General features: G+C 36.9%; 14 protein-coding genes. 11 read left to right on the forward strand and 3 right to left on the reverse strand.

Annotated elements, in window-relative coordinates:
* Positions 1-41: 41 nt before the first annotated feature.
* The gene (locus tag FD31_RS07830; protein ID WP_057892213.1) at positions 42-2,576 is read right to left on the reverse strand and encodes an isopeptide-forming domain-containing fimbrial protein; all 2,535 of its coding nucleotides are present in this window, start codon (positions 2,574-2,576) and stop codon (positions 42-44) included.
* A gap of 283 nt (positions 2,577-2,859) precedes the next feature.
* A complete protein-coding gene (locus FD31_RS07835) occupies positions 2,860-5,346 on the reverse strand; it encodes a hypothetical protein (protein WP_057892214.1) in 2,487 nt (828 codons plus the stop codon).
* Positions 5,347-5,542: 196 nt separating this feature from the next.
* Between FD31_RS07835 and FD31_RS07840 the strand changes: the two genes are divergently transcribed.
* The gene (locus FD31_RS07840; RefSeq protein WP_057892215.1) at positions 5,543-6,358 is read left to right on the forward strand and encodes a MerR family transcriptional regulator; all 816 of its coding nucleotides are present in this window, start codon (positions 5,543-5,545) and stop codon (positions 6,356-6,358) included.
* A 63-nt stretch (positions 6,359-6,421) separates the two neighbouring features.
* Complete coding sequence (locus FD31_RS07845; protein ID WP_057892216.1) at positions 6,422-7,117, forward strand: DUF554 domain-containing protein; 696 nt, start codon at positions 6,422-6,424, stop codon at positions 7,115-7,117.
* A 303-nt stretch (positions 7,118-7,420) separates the two neighbouring features.
* Here FD31_RS07845 and FD31_RS07850 read toward each other — a convergent pair whose 3' ends face one another.
* Positions 7,421-9,928 (reverse strand): hypothetical protein, encoded by a 2,508-nt coding sequence (locus FD31_RS07850; protein WP_057892217.1) that lies wholly within the window; start codon positions 9,926-9,928, stop codon positions 7,421-7,423.
* Positions 9,929-10,221: 293 nt separating this feature from the next.
* On the opposite strand from FD31_RS07850, the gene FD31_RS07855 reads away from it, so the two are divergent.
* The 9 genes from FD31_RS07855 (at position 10,222) to FD31_RS14110 (ending at position 20,672) form a co-directional block, all read left to right on the forward strand.
* The gene (locus tag FD31_RS07855) at positions 10,222-11,025 is read left to right on the forward strand and encodes a TIGR00282 family metallophosphoesterase (RefSeq protein ID WP_057892218.1); all 804 of its coding nucleotides are present in this window, start codon (positions 10,222-10,224) and stop codon (positions 11,023-11,025) included.
* A 12-nt stretch (positions 11,026-11,037) separates the two neighbouring features.
* Complete coding sequence (gene mutS / locus FD31_RS07860) at positions 11,038-13,683, forward strand: DNA mismatch repair protein MutS (protein ID WP_057892219.1); 2,646 nt, start codon at positions 11,038-11,040, stop codon at positions 13,681-13,683.
* Positions 13,684-13,978: 295 nt separating this feature from the next.
* Positions 13,979-15,913 carry a DNA mismatch repair endonuclease MutL gene (gene mutL / locus FD31_RS07865; RefSeq protein WP_162258542.1) on the forward strand — a complete coding sequence of 645 codons (1,935 nt, stop codon included), beginning with the start codon at positions 13,979-13,981 and terminating at the stop codon, positions 15,911-15,913.
* A gap of 3 nt (positions 15,914-15,916) precedes the next feature.
* Positions 15,917-16,507 (forward strand): Holliday junction branch migration protein RuvA, encoded by a 591-nt coding sequence (ruvA, locus tag FD31_RS07870; RefSeq protein WP_057892220.1) that lies wholly within the window; start codon positions 15,917-15,919, stop codon positions 16,505-16,507.
* 30 nt (positions 16,508-16,537) lie between these two features.
* The gene (gene ruvB / locus FD31_RS07875; RefSeq protein WP_057892221.1) at positions 16,538-17,584 is read left to right on the forward strand and encodes a Holliday junction branch migration DNA helicase RuvB; all 1,047 of its coding nucleotides are present in this window, start codon (positions 16,538-16,540) and stop codon (positions 17,582-17,584) included.
* Between the two features lie 66 nt (positions 17,585-17,650).
* The gene (queA, locus tag FD31_RS07880; RefSeq protein WP_057892222.1) at positions 17,651-18,688 is read left to right on the forward strand and encodes a tRNA preQ1(34) S-adenosylmethionine ribosyltransferase-isomerase QueA; all 1,038 of its coding nucleotides are present in this window, start codon (positions 17,651-17,653) and stop codon (positions 18,686-18,688) included.
* A gap of 9 nt (positions 18,689-18,697) precedes the next feature.
* Positions 18,698-19,840, forward strand: coding sequence for a tRNA guanosine(34) transglycosylase Tgt (gene tgt, locus FD31_RS07885; RefSeq protein ID WP_057892223.1), 1,143 nt, complete (start codon positions 18,698-18,700; stop codon positions 19,838-19,840).
* A gap of 96 nt (positions 19,841-19,936) precedes the next feature.
* Positions 19,937-20,413 (forward strand): preprotein translocase subunit YajC, encoded by a 477-nt coding sequence (gene yajC, locus FD31_RS07890; RefSeq protein WP_057892228.1) that lies wholly within the window; start codon positions 19,937-19,939, stop codon positions 20,411-20,413.
* 100 nt (positions 20,414-20,513) lie between these two features.
* On the forward strand, positions 20,514-20,672 hold the full coding sequence (locus FD31_RS14110; RefSeq protein ID WP_157049153.1) for a hypothetical protein: 159 nt from the start codon (positions 20,514-20,516) through the stop codon (positions 20,670-20,672).
* Positions 20,673-20,702 lie beyond the last annotated feature (30 nt).

A 20,702-nucleotide genomic window follows, 5' to 3' on the forward strand; every position in this document is an offset into this window, starting at 1 on the left:
ATAATCATTTTCAGATTATCGGTTCCATTTTTTTATATATTTTATTGTGGAGTGTCATAAATTGACCAAGTAACTTTACCATTATATTGACCTGCCTTGGAGTTAGCAGGAACCAGTAGTTTCCACTTGTTCAAACCGATATAACCACTCAAATCGTAATTGTTATATGAACCGCTGAAACCGCCATTTTTAATTGAGACACCAGGGCTTACAACGATTGGTTGCCAACTAGATGTGCCGTCGTCACTGCTTTGATCAAACATCATTGCATTGTCACTATCGGAAGTAATTAACTTGTTACCATTACTTTCGATTGGATCAACATTATTATCGTAGCCGACTGAAACGGTGAATGGAGTATCAGCACTGTGGTTGATGATTAATTTACCATCAGTTCTAACATTATTTAGAAGTCGATCACTCGCGATAGATACAGTACTACCGAAATCAATCGTTGTTGGAACTTCAACAAATGACGTCGTTGGGATAGTTTCTTTAATATTAAGATCAGCGTTGTCAGAAGTTAATGTACCTTGGCTAGTATTGCTACTAGACATTGCGTTGGTTACATTTGCGATATCTGAAACTGTTGATGCATTGATACTGGTGATTTTGGCTTTGAAATCAACTGTGAGGGGACTATTACTAGTAACATCACTAATGTCAAAATCTAAGCCGTTTTGTTGAGAGCCATTTACTGTAACACTGCCGGGAACCAATTCGATTCCGTTAGGTAAAGTATTATTGAAATGACCGGATTTCAAGTAATCCACTCCTGAAGGAGTAAGAACAGATTTATACTCAACGATGTCGCCTTGGCTACCGCTAGCTGAACTTGAAAAGGTGCCATTAGGATCGGTTGTATCATTACGAATCTGATTTGTGAATTGATAACTGAAATTAGGTATTTGAACAGGAATATTTACACTGGCACGTTTAGTAACATCACCAGTATTATTTATAACATTGTGTCCAGTGAAGTCAGCATTGTTAGTTAAATATCCACCACTTGATAAATTCAAAGGAGCCTTATTATTGATTGTGGCATCGAATGTGACGACATATTTGCCCTTATCACCGATATTAGTGTTTGAATTGTAATCAATTTGATTGCTAGTAATACTTGAAGCAGGTACACTGCCAGAAGCTTTGACAACATCGACATCGTGTTGATCACTTCCTGAACCTGTAGATTGTTTTTGCGTCCAAACATATTTTACTGAACTGGGATCTAAGGTTAGACCAGTTGGTAACGTATCTAACAAACGATTGTAATTCCAACTGGAACCATCGATACCTACTGATAACGTAAATTGAAGTTTATCACCAACCTGATTTATACCAGTACTTCTAGTTTTGTTAACGTAAGTTTTGCTTACAGTGGGAATAGCATATCCAGCTAAAACAGCACCTAAAGCTGAACTATAATGTGCCATTTGACCAGGATTAAGAGCAGTTGGTTTCCATCTTAGAGCATAAGCAGAATCCTGTTCGCCACTACCATTGACGATAGGAACAGTTGCACCACCAGCCCCAATACCATACAGTAATGGAGAACCGGCTACTCTAGCATAATCGCCAATATTGTCTTTATCGTCCATGTTGTATTTTAATGTTGGACTGGATAAAGTACCAGCAGTTCCACTGGCAGGTTTACCCTTTAATGACCAGTCATAAGGACTTGTAAATGCTTCACCCATGTAGTTGTCAAATCCATCGGTAACGTTATTAGTTATGAAAAGTTTTGATGAATTAGTAGGGGAAATTTTATTACTATAAAGGTATAATCCTTGATTATTTCCAATTGCATAAATGGGAACATCATCTGATGAGTTTGAACCAGTAGAATCCATATCGGTATCTTCACCATAATAGATTTGAAAGGTTTTCTTTGAGTTTGAAGTAGGGTTGTACAAATATAGCTCTCTTTGAACAATTGGTGCTCCAGAAGCATCAGGACGTAGTAATACTTCTGCATAAATGCCTTGATTTGAAATAAAGCCACCAATTTTATATACAGATTTGCCATTTTCAGTTCCTGTGTAATATACCTTGTACTTTAATTGTTTTAAAATTGAAAAGTTACTGTAGTTAAGGCTTGAAATACCCGTTACCATTGCAAAGTCCAGTGATGAGTCTGAAGCGTTTCCAGGGGTACCACCTTTATATGAATTTGCACCTTGGTGTAATATTCCATAATACTTATTACCATTGTTAAAAAAAATATTGATTTTTGAGTTGGTAAGTGAGGTAGCACTGGCAGAACTTGAGTCTGTGAGGATAGTGTTATCAGCCCCATTTAGAATTACGTTATTATTAGCATCACGTGCTGCCCCAAATGTGTAGTCTAAATAGGCACTCCCACCAAGAGGAATCTGACCAACATTATTTGTGGTTGTAGAGTAGGTTTGAGCCTTCCAGTTAGTGACACCATCATTAACATTTTCAAGATTAGTTTGAACGTCTCCCTGACCAACGGCCTTAACAGTCAAACTTGTTTGATTGAATACTAAAATAATCGATAAAACAGAAAATAAAATAAATAATAATCTAGTGATCAAATTATTCCTTTTCATTTTTATTCCCCCGAAAAACTCATTAAAAATTAATAGTTATATAATTTAGCTTATTTATCTAAAATTCATTCAAATTAATTATAAATCGTAACAAATAGTTTGATGATTCATATACTGATGTTATTTTTTTCATAGAATGAATCAAAATTATCTATATAAATATAATGCTATTAATTGAATGTGCTATCTTTCACATTGAGGTTATTAGATAAGAGGTAAAAATAAAAACGAGCAACATTCCGTAGTATTTCAACTACAGATGTTGCTCGTTTTTTATTCCAAATTATTGTGGCGTATCAGCAATAGACCAAGTTATTTGACCATTATATTGACCAGCCTTAGTTGCTGCCGGAACACGAAGTTTCCATTTGTCAGATCCGACGTACTTAGTTAAATCAAGGTCTGTATAAGAACCACTGAATCCGTCAGTTTTAATTGGTGTCTCCTCAGGCGAAAGTGCTGCCCAATTATTTGTATCTGCTTGATTAAAGAGGAGTGAATCTCCATTGTCTTGGACAAGTTTCTGACCATTATTTGCAATAGAGTTACTACCGTTATTATCGTAACTAACATTTACTCCAAATTGAGTATCACTACCATGAGTGACACGTAACTTGCCAGTTGTACTCTTGTTAGGTAATATTCTCTCTAAATCCAGGCTGTTGATAGATCCAAAGTCAATATTAGAGGGAACTTCATTAAATGAAGTAGCCGCAGGTTCAGTTTGAATATCAACAATAGCAGGTTCCTCAGCATTGATAGTGGGTACACTTTCGGTCTGGCTTGTAGTTATATGTGTTAATTGTGCCGTGTTGGGAGCAGTGAGTGCTGTTGGACTAGTAACTTTAGCTTTGAAGTTAATAATGTTATCAGTATTATTATTAAGTGCTCCGGTCATGAAGCCTAAATTGTTGCCTGACTCACTGTTTGTTATAGATGAACCATTCAAAGTAAAGCTATTAGGGACTAATTCCAAACCATTAGGAAGGACGTCATAGAAATAAGAATTCTTCAAAGAGTCGGAACCAGTGCTGTTAAAGTCAACTTTGTAATCAATGATATTATCTTTTTTAGCGGTTGCTTTACTAGTAAAGTCGCCATTAGGATCCGTCGTTTCATTTCTGACGAAATTTTGGAAACGGTAGTTAAATTTGGGTACTTGAACGGGAATGTTTGCACTTGCTGAAATTGTTTTGGTATCAGTGTCTCCCGCCGTATGACCAGTGAAGTAACCTGTATTAACTAGTTTGCCACCATTGTTTGATGGAGCAGAACTATTAATTTTGGCACCAATTGTGAGTTGATAGGCTGCGTCACTATCTGAGATAGATTCATTTGGGTTGCCATCGATAGTATTTCCGCTAGAGGCTATTACAGAAGAGGTTAGAGTCAAGCCTTGAGGTAAGGAATCCAGAATTCTGTCGATAACCCACTTGGAATTATATCCATTATTTTTTAACGTAAAGGTGATGGTTAAATTATCACCAACATGATTAAGACCATCCGTACTGGTCTCATTATTAACGCTTTCTGTAACAGCTGGATCAGTTAGTCCGGACAGCATAGCACCAAGATTAGAAGAGAAGTGTGCAATATTGTTTTGTGGAGACAATGTAACGTTTGGCCATCTTAATGAATAGGCTGTATTTTGCTTAGAATTTCCATCAACGACATTATAAAATCCGCTGCTCGACTCTACCTTTAAGAGATTCTGATCCTTTCCGTTGGCTGTATCACCGTTATTGTTGTTAGAGAGGTCTTCAAAGCCTAGTTTTGGATTTGTTATGTCAGAACTACTAGCGTTTTGTTTACCTTTAACTGACCAGTCAGTACCATTAGAGATGACACGTCCCATGAAATCTTTGAAGCCACCATCAATATTATTATCTATGTACAGCTTTGAGGCTGGGTCAGCAATTTGAGTGGCATTACTACTTTTAATGTATAATCCCTTTCCGCCACCAATCGCATATATTGGAACGTTATCAACTTGGCCATCCGTGGCAGATGTTAAATCAGTATCTTCGCCAAAGAAGGTCTGAAATTGAGGGGTACCCCTGCCAGAATTATAAACGTACAATTCACGTTGGACGACAGGTGCTCCATCTGGAGCAGCACGTAATAATAGTTCATAGAAAAGATTTTGTTTACCATAATAACCAACTAATCTAAATGCGGGTCGATTGTTGTATTGACCAGTATAAAATAACTTGGCAGTTTTACCATCGAATGCTGTCGAGTTCATTAGTAAATTCATACTGCTAGTAAATGTAGAACCTGGATTAGAACTACCGGTTAACAAAGCATAATCGATTGAAGTGCCAGAGGCGTCACCGGGATTACCACCTGTTCCAATATAAGCATCCTTGGGTTGATGTATGATACTGTAATATTTACCATTATTCTCTATAAAGACATTCATTTTTGAATTAACAATGGTTGGAATACCGTTATCAGGTGATCCTGCGACACTTTGTTGTGTAATGGTAGTGTCACCGCCAGTTAATACTTTACCGCTCATATTACGAGCAGAACCAAAGGTGTAATCTAGTGAAACGGTGTTATTGATAGGAATTTTACCGACCTGATTGGGTGGCGTAGTAGTTTGTTCAGTCCATTTAATACCGTCATAGTCAGCAAAATAATCTGCCGCATCGCGAAGATCACTTAAAGATACTGCTTGAACCTCTGTAGGATGATTTGTCAAAAATAATGTGAAAATTGCGAGCAAGAATAATGATACTCTCGAAATTAGTCTAAATTTTCTCAATTTTATCCCCCTCGATAATAAGAAAATTTTATTTATACAAGATAATTTGTTTAATTGAAAACCTCTCACGTTCATTATAAAACATAAAAATAATAGTTGTTCTTTATAGTTAATTTTATTTTGTGTAGTGAATAATATATTAACGTTATTTTTTTCAGAGAATGAATTTAATTTTTTTCTTCCAAAGGAGTCTGGTATGAAAAACCTTTTTACAATTGGCCAGCTATCAAAATTATTTAATGTTAAGATTTCAGCGCTACGTTATTACGATGAAATAGGGTTGTTAAAGCCAGCTGAAATCAACGTTCAGACGAATTATCGATATTATTCGACGCAACAATTTGAACGATTGAATGTGATAAATTATTTACGAGCTTTAGACCTATCTGTGGAATCCATCAAGCAGTTTTTTGAGGCTCGTGATATTGATAAATTGGAAGAAATGTTGAAAAGCCAAAAAGTGCAAATTAAAGAACAAATTTTAATTTTAAAAAATATCGAACGTCGAATTGATACAAGAATCAAGCAAGTTGACGATGCTGTGAACAGTGTTGTTGATAAGATTGAAATTGTTGATGTTCCAGAAATGGCCGTGATTTATTTAGATGAAGATTATCGCCCGAATGATGATATTGAGTTTCCAATTGCTACATTGCGACAAAAATTTGGTGTCGATAAAAATATCTTTTTAGGAAAAGTTGCACTGACCATTTCTCAGAACAATCTTTTAAATAATCGATTCGATAGCTACAATGGCTTGTTGTTGATTATGGAACCAGGGGATGATTGGGCGGCTACTGATACATTGAATGCTGGCAAGTACGTCCGATTAAGATTTCACGGTACTCACGATACGGCATTTGAAGAATACCCAATAATGATTGATTATTGTCAGAAACATAATTTCCAAATTAATGGTCCAGCAGTTGAAACAGCTTTGATTGATTATGGTATTTCAGACGATGTTGAAAAATACATTACTGAAATTAGAATTCCTATTGAAGATGATTGACCCTCTAGTAGCTGGAGAGTTTATAATTTTAAATTAACATCTTAAATAAATAGGGGGGATCTTATGATAGGAACAATTTTTAATGTCTGCATGATTTTAGTGGGAAGTTTTGTCGGCAGTTATTTCAAAAAAGGAATCAAGCCAGCGTATAATGAGATCCTGACACAGGCTTTAGGGTTAGCTGCAATTGCGATTGGTTTGAATGCAGTCGTGCAACATATGCCTAAAAGCCACTATCCAGTTTTGTTCATCGTCAGTTTGGCAGTTGGTGGTTTGTTAGGACAATGGCTGAATTTGGAAAAACGTTTTGATAATTTAGTTGCTAGATTTTCCAAACCTAATAAAAATGGTGGCAACAATTTAGCTGAGGGGTTAGCTACTGGTATCTTGTTGTACTGCATTGGTTCGCTGTCCATATTAGGACCAATTCAAGCAGCTCTAAATAAGGACTACACGTTCTTATTCACTAATGGGATGCTTGATGGAATTACGTCGATTGTTTTGGCGTCAACATTTGGTATTGGAATGGCCTTGGCAGCAGTGGCTGTATTTACTTGGCAGGGGAGTATTTATTTGATTGCTATCTTGCTCCAAAATTCAATTAATAACGATATGATTACTGAATTAACGATAGTTGGTGGAATTTTGATCATGGCTTCAGGACTTGGACTGTTGAATATTAAAAAAATTAAGGTTTTGAATTTATTACCATCTTTGGTAGTACCAATCGTGGTTATTGCAATTATGCAATTGTTTTAGTTAGATTCTAAAGGTTGAAAGAATAAAAACATACTTTAAGTCTTGCTATTCTAGTCATTATTAACGAAAAAATAATCAAACCAAACGATAATAATCCAATTTATTTACATTTAATCAAAAATAAAACATAAACTTGCTTCTGGAGGCGGCCTATTACCATCTCCACAGCATATTTAACTTTCAACCTTCAGTTAGATTATGTTATTTCTAAAATATGTGAATGAAAAAGGCTGTAAGAAATATTCTTTAACAGATAAATTTCTTACAGCTTTTTTGGTGTTTATTAATTTGAGACGACAATGACTATCCTGTCGGTGTATCTTCAATCGACCAAGTTATTTGGCCAGTATATTGACCAGCCTTACTGTTGGCGGGAATACGTAGTTTCCATTTGTTTTTGCCAACGTATTCGGTTAAATCGAGATTCTTATAAGAACCACTAAAACCAACAGAACTAATTGGAGTTGGAATTGGATTCAGTGGTTTCCAAAGTTCGGTGGCATCGGGTTTAGCTTGATTAAATAGTAATGTATTGCCATCATCTTGCACCAAATTATTACCATTATCAGCAATCGGATAATCACCATTGTTATCATAGCTGACGCTTACTTGAAATGGAGTGTCAGCTGCATGAGTAACACGTAAATTACCGGTTGTGCTGACATTTTTCAGGAGACGTTCCAGACCAGCAGTATTGACAGACCCAAAATCAATCTTTGATGGAACTTCTGTAATAGCTGTAGTTTGCGGTGCATCTTGGATATCGACTATTGCGGGTTCCTCAACATCCATACGGCTTTGTGTATTACTACCATCCAAACTATATATTAAAGTTGCTGAATTGGGACTAGCATGTTTTGAGATGCCAGTAACTTTAGCTTTGAAGGTGACAGTGTAGGTTTGGTTGTTTTTTAGTGCCCCCATTGGAAAGTACATATCGTTAAAAATTGAACTATTCCAAGAAACACTATTAGGAACTAACTCTAATCCATCGGTATCCTTGAATGCATTGTAAAAACTAGCGTTATTTACGATGCTAGAACCATTGCTGATAAAATTAACTTTATAATCGATAATGTCATCTTTTTGCGCGGTTACTCTATTAGAAAAGGCACCATTAGGATCAGTGGTTTCATTTCGTAACTGTTCATTAAACCGATATTTGAATTTAGGGATTTCAACAGGAATCAAAACACTGTCATTTAGTGTCAAAGTATCAGATTGACCCAAATTATTTCCTGTTATAAAAGCCTTGTTAGTTAGGTTTCCGTTTTTATCCAAATTATAAGGAGCTGTATTATCGATTCGAGCGTCAAAGCTGAGGATAGTAGCCTCGCCAACGTCAATTACAGTATTTGGATTATAATCGATTGAATTTCCGTTAATTGTCGATATGCTAGTTGAGGAATCGATGGTTAATCCTTGAGGCATAGTATCTAAAACACGCTGGATTACCCATTTGGTATCGAAACCATCATTTTTAACATAGATATCGAAATGTAGTTTATCGTTGACTTGGTTGGCGCCGTTAGGGTGTGTAACATTTTTGTATGATAATTTCATAGTTGGAATGGCATAACCAGAAATAGTTGCTCCGATTTTAGAAACAAACTTTTCAACTGTTCCAGGAGTAGAAGTTGTCTGGGGCCATCTTAGGGTGTAGGCAGAATCTTGTTGATTGTCAGCATCAACAACTTTATATCCATTGCTCAGAAGTAAAAGGTCACTCCCGGCAGCTGCATTAGTATCACCATTTTGGGTGTCGTCTGGAAATGATGACCAGGGTAGACTAGGGTTTGTGATTGGGGAAGCGTTTCCACTCCCAGAGCGACCTTTTACACCCCAGTTACCAGGATTGGTTAGCGTCCGCCCCATAAAATCTTTAAAGCCACCGTCAACATCGTTGGTAATAAATAATTTCGAAGCTGGGTTATAATTACTCCCACTTTCTAGATATAATCCTTTGCCATCTCCAATTGCATGCATTGGAACATTATCTACGGCGTCGGTTGCGAGATTGGTGGGATTCAGACCAGTGTCCTCACCATAGAAAGTTTGATATTGAGCTTGACCGTTAGGATTGTAGACATATAACTCACGCCATACGATAGGAGCACCACTAGGATCAGGTCTTAAGACTATTTGCACGTAAACTGACTGTTTAGAATAATAGCCAGCCAATTTGTAAACAGGACGGTTATTTGCATCCGTTCCTGTGTAAAACAACTTACTATTTTTGGGGGCAGAACCAAAAGGCAACAAATTAGCTAATACATTCATATCTTGGTAAAAATATGATTCCTGTTTACCGTTTATTAAGGCAAAGTCGATGGAAGTATCAGCAGCTCTTTCAGGGTAACCACCTGGACCAATGTATGAACTATCACCCTGATGTAAAATACCATAGTACATACCATCATTAATTAAAAAAACATTAATTTTTGAATTGTTAATAGTCTGAGCAGTAGTATGCTCACCTATTTGAGCCGTGCTATTAGTACTCGTCAAAGTTATAGTCGTATCTCCAGCCACAACTTTACCATTGGCATTACGAGCAGCACCAAAAGTGTAACCAAGCGCCACCTTCCCCCCCATAGGAATCATACCAATTTGATTAGGTGGGGTACCTGTCTGTAACTTCCAATTAGTTATGCCGTCATATTTGGCCATAACGTTAGCAGACGTATCAACAGCACTTGCTGAGGCAGAGGCAGCATGAATAGTTGTTGTAGAGTGACTAAAAATCAAGAACATAAATAAACCTGTGAGAATGGCAAGCAATACTTTTGAAATCGATTTAATCACTTTCATTTTTATCCTCCTGGAAAATAAAAAATTGGCTCCTAAACAATCATTGGCACAAACATGCAATTCTATTTAACTTCTTATATATACATATATTATAAGTCATAATAATTATATTAATAGACCGTATATTCATGATATTTGTTTCCGGATTTGAATTGGATAACTTTTCTCAGAATGTTTTTCTTGGTAATCTTAAAAATAATGTTCTAAAATATACGACCAGACGTTCGTCTGGCCTTTTTTAATTTCGCCAAAATTGATACAATATCAAAGGTAAAGATTGGGGATAAAATATAATGAAAATACTCTTCGTTGGCGATGTCGTTGGTAGTATCGGCATTAAAGCTATAGAAACATATCTACCTGAGATCAAGAAGAAGGTCAAACCACAGTTAACAATAGTTAATGGTGAGAATGCTGCAGGTGGTAAGGGTACGAAAGAACCTGATTATCAAAAAATCACGCGTGCTGGTGCTGATGTTGTAACAGGTGGAAATCATACTTGGGATAAGCGCGAGATCTTAGATTTTATTGATGATCCGAAGAAAAATATTTTACGCCCCTATAACTTCTCTGGGGAAAATGTTCCTGGACGTGGTTTTCTAAAAATTAAAGTAAATACTAAAGAAGTTTATGTTATCAATATGCAAGGAACTGCTTTGATGCAGCCACTTGATAATCCGTTTATTGCAGCTGATAAATTAGTAGCTAAGTTAGATAAGGATGCGATTAAGTTTGTTGATTTTCACGCTGAGACAACGAGTGAAAAAATTGCTTTTGCTAATTACATGGTTGGCCGTGTTTCAGCTGTTTGTGGAACACATACACATGTTCAAACGAATGATGCACAAGTTATCAACAAGCAAACAGCCTATTTAACTGATGTAGGGATGACTGGTTCATACGATGGTATTTTGGGCGATAAAAAAGAACCGATCATTAACCGATTCTTGACTCAAAGACCTAATAAGTTTGATGTTGATGAGGATGGTCGAATGCAAATTGGCTTTGCCGTGATTGATATTAATGACCAAACTAACAATGCTCGTAGTATTAAAAATTATGTTATTACACCAAATAATCAATCATTTTTAAATTAATGGAGGGAATTCATGCCTCAAAAGACGAAAGAAACACCAATGATGGAGCAATATCTGGAGTATAAGGAACAATATCCAGATGCTTTTTTGTTATATCGTGTTGGTGATTTTTATGAAATGTTTTACGACGATGCCGTTAAAGGTTCGCAAATTTTGGAATTAACTTTGACATCCCGTAACAAAAAAGCAGATGAAGGCATTCCAATGTGTGGTGTGCCACATCATGCTATCGAAGGATATATTGATACACTTGTGGATAAAGGTTACAAAGTGGCTGTCTGTGACCAATTGGAAAATCCCGCTGATGCTCAAGGTCAGATGGTCAAACGAGGTGTTACTCGAGTAGTTACACCTGGTACAATCATGGATAAATCTGACCAGGCCAAGGAAAATAACTATATTACAGCAATTACAGCGCATCAAAATGTCTTCGGATTAGCATATGCTGACCTCTCAACTGGTGAAGTTAAAGTTACATCAGTCGAGAGCCAATTAGATTTAACTAATGAGTTACAAAATTTGGATACAAAAGAAACTGTTGTTTCAGGAAGTTTTCCACAGAAGTATCTCGACCAATTGCGTAAATATGGCATTTTGATTTCTAAATTGGATGATTTAGATGACAATTACAGTTTTGACTTCTCTCAAATTGTGTCAGACACGGAAGTTAATACCGTTAAGCTGTTGATAAGTTATTTAGTTAAGACGCAAATGCGTTCGTTGGATCATTTGAAAGCAGCTGAATCATATGAGACTTCATCTTATTTATTAATGGATCATTCAGCTCAACGTAACTTAGAATTGTTCAAAAATATTCGCACTAATAAAAAATCCGGCACACTTTTATGGCTCTTAGATGAAACCAAAACAGCTATGGGGAGTCGTTTATTGAAACAATGGCTAGCACGTCCGTTGATTAGTGTCGACAAGTTAAAAGAACGTCAACATTTTGTGCAAGTCTTTTTAGACAATTATTTCCAAAGATCATCGTTCCAAGATTACTTGACGAAAGTTTATGATTTGGAGCGATTGGCCGGACGTGTTGCCTACGGAACAGTAAATGGCCGTGATTTGATTCAACTGAAGACATCTTTAGAACAAGTGCCTGAGATTAAATCAATTCTTTTAGATATCGGTGACGATGAATTAACAGCCTATGTGGAAAAAATTGATGAAGTTGCGGATATTCGTGATTTAATTGACAAAGCAATTATTGAAGAAGCTCCAATTTCAGTTACTGGTGGTGGATTGATCAAAGAAGGTTACAATGACCAACTTGATAAGTATCTTGATGCCTCCAAGAATGGTAAGCAATGGTTAGCTAGCTTGAAAGCTAAGGAACAAGAATTAACAGGTATCAACAATTTGAAGATTGGCTACAACAAGGTCTTTGGCTATTACATTGAAGTCAGTCGTGCTAATATCGATAAAGTTCCAGAAGATCGTTATCAAAGAAAACAAACTTTAGTTAATGCTGAACGTTACATCACACCAGAACTTAAAGATAAGGAAAGCTTGATTCTTGAGGCTGAGGAAAAATCTAAGAGTTTGGAATACCATTTATTTGATCAAATTAGAAGTAAGATTAAAGATCAAATAAGAAGAATTCAATCACTAGCAAATATCTTGTCACGCTTAGATGTCTTACAAAGTTTTGCTGTTGTCAGTGAAGACTATCATTATGTTGCACCAGAGTTTATCGACAAACATGAACTCCAAATTACGAACGGTCGCCATCCAGTTGTGGAAAAAGTGTTGAGTAATAACGGCTATATTCCCAATGACGTTAACTTTGACGATCAAACCGATATTTTGTTGATTACCGGACCTAATATGTCAGGTAAAAGTACATATATGCGTCAAATGGCATTGACAGTAATCATGGCACAAATCGGCTGTTTCGTTCCTGCCGATGGAGCAAAGTTGCCAATTTTTGATCATATTTTTACAAGAATTGGTGCTGCTGACGATTTAATTTCCGGCGATTCAACATTCATGGTTGAAATGCGTGAAGCAAATGACGCCTTGAAGAATGCGACTGAAAACAGTTTAATCATTTTCGATGAGATTGGCCGTGGTACTGCAACATATGATGGGATGGCTTTGGCACAAGCGATTATTGAATACATTGATAAACACGTCAAAGCAATGACATTGTTCTCAACCCATTATCACGAATTGACAGAACTAGAAAGTCAGTTACCAGGTTTAAGAAACGTCCACGTTGATGCATCAGAAGAAAATGGCGACCTAGTCTTTTTACACAAAGTTTTACCAGGACCAGCTGATAAATCATATGGTATTCACGTAGCTAAATTGGCAGGCTTACCAGATGACGTCTTAACAAGAGCAAGCAAAATTTTAAGTAGCTTAGAAGAGACATCAGTTCACACGACAGCATCGGACAGCATTCAAGAACCAGTATCTAAGCCAATAGAAACGGCTAAACCAGTAATTGAGGAAAAAGCTGTTTCAGAAAAAGCAGAAGCTGATGAAGAACAACAATTGTCACTCTTCCCAGAAACTACAAAGAAAGTTAAAAAGTTATCCACCAAAGAATCACAGGTTATTAAAGAATTAGATAATCAGGACTTGATGGGAATAACACCAATTGAAGCAATTAATTTACTTTATAAATGGCAGAAAAAGTTAAAATAAGTTTTTACGTTTTTGCACTTGGTTTCAATAAAATCAAAGTAGTTTTGAGATTAAGAAAGAAACGAATGAAATAAATTAGCTGGAGGTTGCGAGAAATTTTATCCGCCTTGAAGGTGGAGTTAGGACAGGCGATTTTCCTGTTCTTACTCCACGGACGTGTTTTGAAATTCGCGGTTTGTGCGAAGTTCAAAACCGAGGTGCGAGACCTTGGCTCGCACCGGTCCCACAGCGGATAAAAATTTCTCGCAACCGGAAGCGGCAGCCCAAGATAAAAATATAGAAGAAGGTGGAAATTGTGGGTATAATTCATGAACTACCAGTAGAACTAAGTAACCAGATTGCAGCTGGGGAAGTTATTGAACGCCCCGCATCAGTCGTTAAAGAGCTGGTGGAAAATTCCATCGATGCACAAGCCACGCAAGTTTTGATTACTATTCAACAAGCGGGCTTAAAATCAATTGAAGTTAATGATAATGGAAAGGGGATTTCAGCAGATGATGTTGAGGTCGCCTTTTTACCGCATACAACTAGTAAAATTTCCAATGATCACGATTTATTCAATGTTAGAACACTCGGTTTTCGTGGTGAAGCTTTAGCCAGTATCGCATCTGTTTCTAAATTGACAGTTGTGACAAGTCAGGATGGCAAATCAGCTGTTCAAGCGAAGTTTTCTGGTAATGAGTTAATTAAAAAAGAAACATTTGCCCGCTCCAAAGGGACAACAATGACTGTTGAGGACTTGTTCTTTAATACGCCAGCACGTTTGAAATATGTTAAGTCACTTCATACCGAGTTGAACAAAATTGTTGATATTGTGGATCGTTTAGCAATGGGATATCCTGATATTTCATTTCGTTTGATTCACGATGGTAAAGATTTAGTTTGGACATCTGGAAATGATAACTTGCAACAGACGATTGCCGGAATTTATGGTCGAACAATTGCTAGTCATATGTTGGATTTTGAAAATTCTGACCCTGATTATGAAATCAATGGTTATTTTTCAAAACCAGATACGACGCGTTCGAATCGGTCATATATCTCGTTGATTTTAAACGGTCGTTATATCCGTAATTTCCAATTAACGAATGCAGTTATTCGAGGATACGGTTCGAAGTTAATGGTGGCACGTTTTCCAATCGCTGTAATAAATATCACGATGGACCCTAGTTTGGTCGATATTAATGTGCATCCCACTAAACAAGAAGTTCGCTTGTCGAATGAAGGGCACATTGGCGATTTAATTAGTGATGGCATCAGAGAACGATTGTCGAATCAGAACTTGATTCCTGATGCTGTGAAGAATTTAGGTCGCAAAGAATCTACACCTAAAGTTGATACATATAAGCCAGAACAAATTAGTTTCGATGATATTAAAGCAATTGATAAAATCAATGAACCTTTAGGTAATACGGCAACTGTTGAACCAGAATCTGAAAGTTATGAACAGCCTACGGTTGATCCTGTGTCTAAACGAATTGAAACGCCAATGACTGGGATGCCAATTTTTGAAGATCCCCAACATTTACAAGCTTGGGATCAACGAATGAAACAAGAAACGGCTGAAAAAAATCATGTGGTCGACACACAAGGTAATGAATCAGTTCCGGAAAAAGAATCCGAATTTCCTGATTTGCGTTACATTGGTCAAATTCATGGAACCTACTTAGTGGCTGAAAGTCAGAGTGGTTTTTATTTAATTGATCAGCATGCGGCACAAGAACGAGTTAATTATGAGTATTATCGAAAAGAAATCGGAAAAGTTTCGAATGACCAACAAAAACTGCTTGTACCAATTGTGCTGGATTATCCTAATTCAGAAAGTATTTTGATTAAGGAAAAGAAACCAGTTTTAGAGAGTATTGGTTTATATTTAGATGATTTTGGACAGAATAGTTTTGTCGTCAATACGCATCCAACTTGGTTCGTTGCAGGTCAAGAGGAATCAACTATTAAAGAGATGGTTGACTATGTGTTAAATGATTCTAAAATCAGTGTGGCAGCTTTTCGAGAGAAGAATGCCATTATGATGAGTTGTAAACGGGCTATTAAGGCTAATCATCATATTGATGACCGTGAAGCAGCTCAGTTGTTACATAATTTGACCAAAGCTGAAAATCCATATAATTGTCCCCATGGACGTCCTGTCTTGGTAGAGTTTAGTAATAAGGATCTCGAAAAAATGTTTAAGAGAATCCAAGATCCACATGATACGAGAGAGAGTGAGTAAATTATGTTTGAATATTTAAATGGATTAATAACAGCTGTTACCCCTTCATATATTGTGGTGGATGTTAAAGGTTTGGGCTACAAAGTCCAAGTTGCCAATCCTTATCGTTATGAAGAAAATCAAGAAGCACGTGTTTACGTCGAACAAGTTGTCCGTGATAATGAACAATCTTTGTATGGCTTTTATGATTTGAATGAGAAAAATATTTTCTTACATTTAATTAGTGTTTCTGGAATTGGACCAAAGAGTGCGTTAGCAATTTTAGCTGGTCAAGATCTTCAAGGTTTGATTCATGCGATTGAAAACGATGATGTCAAATACTTAACGAAGTTCCCTAAGATTGGTAAGAAAACAGCCCAACAAATTATTTTGGATTTGTCAGGCAAGTTTACAGCTGAAGGTCAAATGACACTTGGTGAAGCCCCAGTCGAATTCAGCACTGGTAACCAAGAATTAGAAGATGGTTTGGCAGCGTTAGAATCATTGGGCTATTCACCTAGAGAAATTAGTAAAATCAAGTCACAACTTGAAAAAGAAAGTCTTAAGAGTGCTGATGAGTACTTACGTGCAGGTTTAAAACTGTTAAGTAAATAGTCTGTTCATATCCAGAGCAGATAAATAAAAATGAAGGGAGTGTTTACAATCGAAAATAATGAAAATGACGATGAACGTCTAACTGATGCTGATTCGCTCGATAATATCGAAGATATCGTTGAACAAACGCTTCGTCCGCAAAGTTTTGATCAATACCTTGGTCAAGAAAAAGCTAAGAAGGAACTCGATGTTTATATCAAAGCAGCAAAACAACGTCAGCAAACGCTTGATCACGTCTTACTTTATGGCCCTCCCGGGTTAGGTAAAACAACATTAGCAATGATTATTGCTAACGAAATGGGTGTCAATATCCATACAACGACTGGTCCTTCGATTGAAAAATCAGGTGATTTGGTAGCTGTTTTGGATGAATTGGAACCAGGCGATGTGTTGTTTATTGATGAAATTCACCGTATGCCGCGAGCAGTTGAAGAAGTTTTATATTCAGCGATGGAAGATTTCTACATTGATATTATTGTTGGTCAAGGTAGTGAATCACGTTCATTGCACCACCAGTTAGTTCCATATACTTTAATTGGTGCAACGACGGCTGCCGGAAAACTTTCAGCTCCTTTAAGAGATCGGTTTGGAATTGTCGAAAGAATGGAGTACTATACCATAGATGAATTATCTAAGATTGTTTTCCGTTCTGCTAAAGTCTTAAATATTAATGTCGACGAAGAGGGTGCTCATGAGATTGCGAGAAGATCTCGGGGGACACCTAGAATTGCCAACCGCCTATTGAAACGAGTTCGTGATTTTGCGCAAGTCGCCAATAAAGATACGATTGATTATGATATGGCAGAGTCAGCTTTGAATCAGTTGCAAGTTGATGATGCTGGCTTAGATCATATTGATCGTCGAATTTTGGAAATGATTATTGAACTTTATAATGGTGGTCCTGTCGGCTTAAAAGTTATCGCTGCTAATATCGGTGAAGAACAAGAAACAATTGAAGAAGTTTATGAACCATATCTTATGCAAATGGGATTCTTAAAGAGAACTGCCAAGGGTCGTGTTGTAACGAGAAAAGGTTATGAACACTTAGGGTTACCATACCCAGAAAAAAACGAGTAAAGTGATTTACTCGTTTTGGTGTATCTAAAGAATTTCGTTAAACCAGTTATCAAAGGAGATTTTTACATGTCACTATCAACAGAAGATTTTGATTACGATTTACCTGAAGAGCTCATTGCTCAAACACCTATCAAAGACCGAGACCAGTCAAGACTGTTAGTGCTTGATCATGAAACCGGCGAGTATCAAGATAAGCATTTTTATGACATCTTGGATTATTTAAATCCTGGGGATGCCTTGGTAATGAACAATTCCCGAGTTTTACCAGCACGTTTGTATGGTACAAAGGAAGATACCGATGGTCACGAAGAAGTATTGTTGTTGAACAATATTGAAGGCGACAAGTGGGAAGTTTTGATGAAACCTGCTAAGCGTGCCAAAGTTGGTACTAAGGTTCAATTTGGTGAAGATGGTCAACTTGAAGCTGAAGTACTTGAAGATTTGGAACACGGTGGGAAAATTATCGAATTCCATTATCAAGGTATTTTCATGGAGATTTTGGAACAATTAGGTGAAATGCCATTGCCTCCATACATTAAGGAAAAGCTTGATGACCCTGACCGTTATCAAACTGTTTACGCTAAGGAAAATGGCTCAGCTGCTGCACCAACAGCCGGATTACATTGGACAAAGGATTTGTTGAAAAAGGTTGAGGACAAGGGTGTTAAATTAGTTTACGTTACTTTACACGTTGGACTAGGAACGTTTAGACCAGTGACTGAAACTGATGTTGATAAACATGTAATGCACTCCGAATTTTATCGTTTGGATGAGGAATCTGCTAAGACTTTGAATGATGTTAAGAAAAATGGCGGCAAGATTGTCGCAACTGGAACAACATCAATTAGAACTTTGGAAACTATTGGTACGAAGTTTAATGGTGAGATCAAAGCCGATTCAGGTTGGACGGATATCTTTATCAAACCAGGTTACGAATGGAAAGTTGTCGATGAATTTATTACCAACTTCCACTTGCCAAAATCAACTCTAGTTATGCTTGTAGCGGCATTTACTGGTCGAGAAAATATTTTGAACGCATACCATCACGCGGTTGAAGAGAAGTATCGTTTCTTCAGTTTCGGTGATGCAATGTTCATTAAGTAGAGGGAATTTATGGAACCAGCTGTTAAATACACATTATTAAAGAAAGAAAAACATACTGGTGCACGTTTGGGTTTGCTAGAAACACCGCATGGAACGTTTGAAACACCAATGTTCATGCCAGTTGGTACCGAAGCATCAGTTAAAAATATGGCGCCTGAAGATCTTGATAAAATCGGTGCTTCAATTATTTTAGCGAATACATATCACTTGTGGTTGCGCCCTGGCGAGGATATCGTCCAAGAGGCTGGTGGCTTGCACAAGTTTATGAATTGGGACAAGGGTATCTTAACTGATTCCGGTGGTTTCCAAGTTTTCTCATTGGCAAATACACGTGACATTACTGAAGCTGGAGTTCACTTCAAGAATCACTTGAATGGACGTCGAGAATTCTTGTCACCAGAAAAAGCCATCAAGATTGAAAATTATTTGGGACCAGATATTATGATGAGTTTGGACGAATGTCCACCATTTTTCGAAAGCTATGATTACATTAAAAAGTCAGTTGCTAGAACAAGTCGTTGGGCAGAACGTGGTCTTGAAGCTCACCGTAACCCTGATTGGCAAGCACTCTTTGGTATCGTTCAAGGTGCTGGCTTTGAAGATTTACGTAAGCAAAGTGCTCAAGATCTTGTCAGCATGGATTTCCCTGGTTATTCAATCGGGGGACTTTCGGTTGGTGAATCCAAGGACGAAATGAATCGTGTGCTTGATTTCACAACACCAATGTTGCCAGAAAACAAACCACGTTACTTGATGGGTGTTGGTACAGCTGACTCATTGATTGATGGCGTTATTCGCGGTATCGATATGTTTGATTGTGTCTTGCCAACTAGAATTGCCAGAAATGGTACATGTATGACAAGTCACGGTCGTTTAGTTGTCAAGAATGCTAAATATGCTCGTGATTTCAGTCCATTAGATGATAATTGTGATTGTTATGTTTGCCGTAACTATTCACGTGCTTACATCCGTCATTTGATCAATGCCAACGAATTATTCGGTACACATTTGACTAGTTATCATAACTTGTACTTCTTGTTGAACTTGATGAAGGGTGTTCGTCAAGCTATCAGGGATGATAATTTGTTAGAATTTAGAGAACATGTTTTTGAAGATTACGGTTTCAATCAAGAAAATGCTAAGAAATTTTAGAATATTTTGATAAGAAAAACCTACTAGTATGGAAACGAATGAAAATCTTTGTTACTCTATACTTATGCAAATTATTAAGAGGTGGAAAATTTGAATATGCTTACATTAGGCGCCGCTGGTGCTGGTGGATCAATGACACTTATTATCTTCGTAGTTATTATGTTCGTTGGTATGTACTTCTTGTCAATTCGTCCACAAAAGAAACAACAACAAAAACGTCAAGAAATGCTTAAGGAAATGAACAAGGGTGACAAGGTTGTTACACTTGGTGGTATCAAGGGTAAAATCGCATCTATTGACCGTGACAACAAAGAAGTTGTCGTTGACTGTGATGGAATTTATTTAACATTTGACTTGAACTTCATTCGTCGTTCAACTCCTGCTGACGTAGCAACTACTGATGCAGTTAAAGATGCTAAACCAGCTAAGGCTGAAGAAACTACTGAATCAAAAGATGATAAAGTAGAAGCACCTGCTGAAGACAAAGCTGCTGACACAACAGAAGCTAAGGCTTCTGATGATGCAGTTAAAGATGACGCTGCTAAAGATGATTCAAAAGAAGAAACAAAATAGTTTTTACTAAAAAAGATTGAGATGAAAAATTTCAATCTTTTTTGTTTGCATTGGATTAGGAAAATGTTATAACAAGTAAATTAGATGAGTAGGTGACATAATGGTTGATAAAGATAAAGATAAAGAAACTCCTAAAAGGGTTAAAGGTTCGGATCTGAGTAAGAAATCACAAGCTAAGTTGGAAGAAATTAAGCAAAAGCAAGGATTTAAAACAACTGATGAAGCAATTGATTATTTAACTGGATTTCTAAAGAAATAGACAATAAATACGTGTGGTGCTAGTTAAATA

Origin of the sequence: Companilactobacillus nantensis DSM 16982, assembly GCF_001435815.1 — a bacterium.
Classification (GTDB): domain Bacteria; phylum Bacillota; class Bacilli; order Lactobacillales; family Lactobacillaceae; genus Companilactobacillus; species Companilactobacillus nantensis.

Bases quoted from the DNA above. Each gene is read 5' to 3' on its own strand.
- ruvA (WP_057892220.1), top strand. From the start codon at position 15,917: ATGTTTGAATATTTAAATGGATTAATAACAGCTGTTACCCCTTCATAT.
- yajC (WP_057892228.1), top strand. From the start codon at position 19,937: ATGCTTACATTAGGCGCCGCTGGTGCTGGTGGATCAATGACACTTATT.
- mutS (WP_057892219.1), top strand. From the start codon at position 11,038: ATGCCTCAAAAGACGAAAGAAACACCAATGATGGAGCAATATCTGGAG.
- queA (WP_057892222.1), top strand. From the start codon at position 17,651: ATGTCACTATCAACAGAAGATTTTGATTACGATTTACCTGAAGAGCTC.
- FD31_RS07845 (WP_057892216.1), top strand. From the start codon at position 6,422: ATGATAGGAACAATTTTTAATGTCTGCATGATTTTAGTGGGAAGTTTT.
- FD31_RS07830 (WP_057892213.1), bottom strand. From the start codon at position 2,576: ATGAAAAGGAATAATTTGATCACTAGATTATTATTTATTTTATTTTCT.
- ruvB (WP_057892221.1), top strand. From the start codon at position 16,538: ATGAAGGGAGTGTTTACAATCGAAAATAATGAAAATGACGATGAACGT.
- FD31_RS07840 (WP_057892215.1), top strand. From the start codon at position 5,543: ATGAAAAACCTTTTTACAATTGGCCAGCTATCAAAATTATTTAATGTT.
- FD31_RS14110 (WP_157049153.1), top strand. From the start codon at position 20,514: ATGGTTGATAAAGATAAAGATAAAGAAACTCCTAAAAGGGTTAAAGGT.
- tgt (WP_057892223.1), top strand. From the start codon at position 18,698: ATGGAACCAGCTGTTAAATACACATTATTAAAGAAAGAAAAACATACT.
- FD31_RS07855 (WP_057892218.1), top strand. From the start codon at position 10,222: ATGAAAATACTCTTCGTTGGCGATGTCGTTGGTAGTATCGGCATTAAA.
- FD31_RS07850 (WP_057892217.1), bottom strand. From the start codon at position 9,928: ATGAAAGTGATTAAATCGATTTCAAAAGTATTGCTTGCCATTCTCACA.